General features: G+C 74.3%; 3 protein-coding genes and 1 pseudogene. 2 read left to right on the forward strand and 2 right to left on the reverse strand.

Annotation, left to right across the window (positions count from 1 at the left end; all coding sequences use genetic code 11):
* The coding region (ggt, locus tag BGM09_RS30345) for a gamma-glutamyltransferase (RefSeq protein ID WP_188284931.1) at window positions 1-1,700 on the forward strand (1,700 nt) is incomplete at its 5' end.
* Window positions 1,701-1,724: 24 nt separating this feature from the next.
* On the opposite strand, the gene BGM09_RS38635 is transcribed toward ggt, so the two are convergent.
* Window positions 1,725-1,859 carry a hypothetical protein gene (locus BGM09_RS38635; RefSeq protein ID WP_262928433.1) on the reverse strand — a complete coding sequence of 45 codons (135 nt, stop codon included), beginning with the start codon at window positions 1,857-1,859 and terminating at the stop codon, window positions 1,725-1,727.
* 28 nt (window positions 1,860-1,887) lie between these two features.
* Window positions 1,888-2,325 (reverse strand): MarR family winged helix-turn-helix transcriptional regulator, encoded by a 438-nt coding sequence (locus BGM09_RS30350; protein WP_188284932.1) that lies wholly within the window; start codon window positions 2,323-2,325, stop codon window positions 1,888-1,890.
* Window positions 2,326-2,474: 149 nt separating this feature from the next.
* Between BGM09_RS30350 and BGM09_RS30355 the strand changes: the two are divergent.
* A pseudogene (locus tag BGM09_RS30355) lies at window positions 2,475-2,844 on the forward strand (hypothetical protein); the annotation flags it as partial.

Raw genomic sequence — 2,844 nt, forward strand, 5'->3', positions numbered from 1 at the left:
CCACGGCCAAGACCCCGCTGGCCGTCGGCTACGGGGGAGCGGTCGCCAGCGTGGACGCCGACGCGTCGGCCGCCGGCATCGAGGTGCTGCGGCGCGGCGGCAACGCCGTGGACGCGGCCGTCGCCACCGCCGCCGCCCTCGGCGTGACCGAGCCGTACTCCTCGGGCATCGGCGGAGGCGGCTACTTCGTCTACTACAACGCGCGGCAGCACAAGGTCTCCACCATCGACGGCCGCGAGACCGCCCCGCGCAGCGCCACCGACCAGCTCTTCGTGGAGAACGGCCAGCCGCTCGCCTTCGCCGACGCGGTCACCAGCGGGCGCAGTGTCGGCGTGCCCGGCACCGCCGCCACCTGGCAGACCGCCCTGGACTCCTGGGGCAGCCGCTCGCTCGGCGACGTCCTCAAGCCCGCGGAGCGGATCGCCCGCGACGGCTTCACCGTGGACGCGACCTTCAACTCCCAGACCGCGGCGAACCAGGACCGCTTCAAGGACTTCCCCGCCACCGCCGCGCTCTTCCTGCCCGGCGGACAGCCCCCGGCGGTCGGCTCCACCCTGCGCAACCCCCAACTGGCGGCCACATACGAGGAGTTGGGCCGCAAGGGGATCAACGCGATCTACCACGGCGACATCGGCGCGGACATCGTCAGGACCGTACGCAAACCCCCGGTGGACCCGGCGTCCACCCGCGTGGTGCGCACCGGTGACCTGACCGCCGCGGACCTGGCCGCGTACCACGCCAAGACCCAGGCGCCGACGCACACGTCGTACCGCGGCCTCGACGTGTACGGGCCCGCGCCCTCGTCGTCCGGCGGGACGACGGTGGCCGAGGCGCTGAACATCCTGGAGCACACGGACCTGGCGCACGCCGGCCAGGCGCAGTATCTGCACCACTTCATCGAGGCCAGCCGGATCGCCTTCGCCGACCGGGGCCGCTGGGTCGGCGACCCGGCGTTCGAGCAGGTGCCGACCGCGGGGCTGCTCTCCAAGCGCTTCGCCGCCTCGCGGGCCTGCCTGATCAAGGACGACACGGCGCTCACCAGCCCGCTCCCGCCCGGCGACCCGGCGCACCCCACCCCGTGCGCCGCCACAGGCAAGGCCGCGCCGACCACCTACGAGGGCGAGAACACCACGCACCTGACGGTGGCCGACAAGTGGGGCAACGTCGTCGCGTACACCCTCACCATCGAGCAGACCGGCGGCAGCGCGATCACCGTCCCCGGCCGCGGCTTCCTGCTCAACAACGAGCTGACGGACTTCTCCTTCGTGGCCGCCAGCCCGGCCGTGCACGACCCGAACCTGCCGGGGCCCGGCAAGCGGCCCCGCTCGTCGATCTCGCCGACGATCGTGCTGAAGAACGGCCGGGTGGACTTCGCGGTCGGCTCGCCCGGCGGCGCGACCATCATCACCACCGTGCTCCAGGTGCTCACCGAACACGTCGACCGGGGCCTGCCGTTGGTGGACGCCATCGCCGCGCCGCGCGCCAGCCAGCGCAACGCGGCGGCGACCGAACTCGAACCCGCCCTGTGGGACAGCCCGCTCAAGGCCCAACTCGAAGCCCTCGGGCAGCACTTCACCCAGAATCCGGAGATCGGCGCCGCCACCGGTGTGCAACGGCTCTCCGACGGCCGGTGGTTGGCCGCGGCGGAGCCGGTACGGCGCGGCGGCGGCTCGGCGCTGGTGGTGACTCCTACGCGCTGACCTGGCTCGACGCGAATATGCCGCTCAGGCGGTCGGAGCGGCGGGCGACAGGGCGATGATCGCGTCCGCGTCCGCCGTCCCGGCCGGCCGCGGGAAGATCCTGGCGAACGGGTGCGCGCACGCGAACGCGTGCGACTCGGCGTCGGCGGGGACCGTCACGCGGCAGTCGTGCGCGTGCGCCGCGCGGTCACGCCTCGACCAGGCGCTGGAGGATGCCGAGCGCCTCGGTCAGGCGGCGCTGGTCCTCGGCGGACAGCTCGGCGTCGATCGCCTCGGCGAGCCAGCCGGGCCGGGCCCGGCGGCCGGTGCCGCGCAGGCGGACCCCGGCCCCGGTGAGGGAGAAGACGACCTGTCGGCCGTCGGTGGGGTGCGGCGAGCGGGCGACGAGCCCGCGTTCCTCCAGCGCCGCGAGCGTCATCCGCATGGACTGCGGCCGGACGGTTTCGGCGCGAGCCAGGGCGGCGGTGGTCGCCGGACCCCCGCTGCCGATCCGCCCCAACACCGAGACCTGGGAAGGCGTGAGCGCGCCCTGCGCCGAGGCCGACGCGGCGCGCGAGCGGCGCTGGAGCCGCGCGATCACCGCGGTCAGCTCGTCGGCGACCCGCGCCTGCTCCTGGGTGGGCATGGTCGCACCGTACGACGTCGACAGGAAAACTTGCAAGTTCGACTGTCGAAATCGTCCGCCGTTGAAAACTCCCCGTAGCAGCGTCGTAACACCGTGGGTGTCGAATGCCCACCGGGCGCGGGGAGCGGGGCGGCGGATGCGAGGGTGTGATGACAACGGAACTGGCCGGTGCGGCAACGGAGTTCACGTTCTACTTCCGGTCGATGGTGGCGGCGCTCGGGGACCGTCCCGGCTGGTACGGGGTGTTCGCGGGGCGTGAGCCCGAGGCCGCGCACGCCTACGAGGGCGGCGCGGACCTACCGCCCTGGGACGTCGTCGGAGCCGTCCTGCACGATCTGGCCGCCGCCGTCCGGGCGCCGCTCGACGAGGCGGAGGTGGACCGTGCCCGGGTCCTGCACCGCGCCGCCGTCGCGCAGCGGGACGCCGCGCCCGGCGCGCAGAGCGCGCTCCGCGTCCGGCTCGAAGTGGCCTCGCGGGCCCGCGACATGGCGCTGCTGCGCGAGCGCGAGGCGGCCCGCG

Origin of the sequence: Streptomyces sp. CBMA29, assembly GCF_014596445.1 — a bacterium.
Taxonomy (GTDB): Bacteria; Actinomycetota; Actinomycetes; order Streptomycetales; family Streptomycetaceae; genus Actinacidiphila.

What these genes read in the sequence shown, in the direction of transcription:
- BGM09_RS30350 (WP_188284932.1), bottom strand. Translation starts at nt 2,325, where the DNA reads ATGCCCACCCAGGAGCAGGCGCGGGTCGCCGACGAGCTGACCGCGGTG.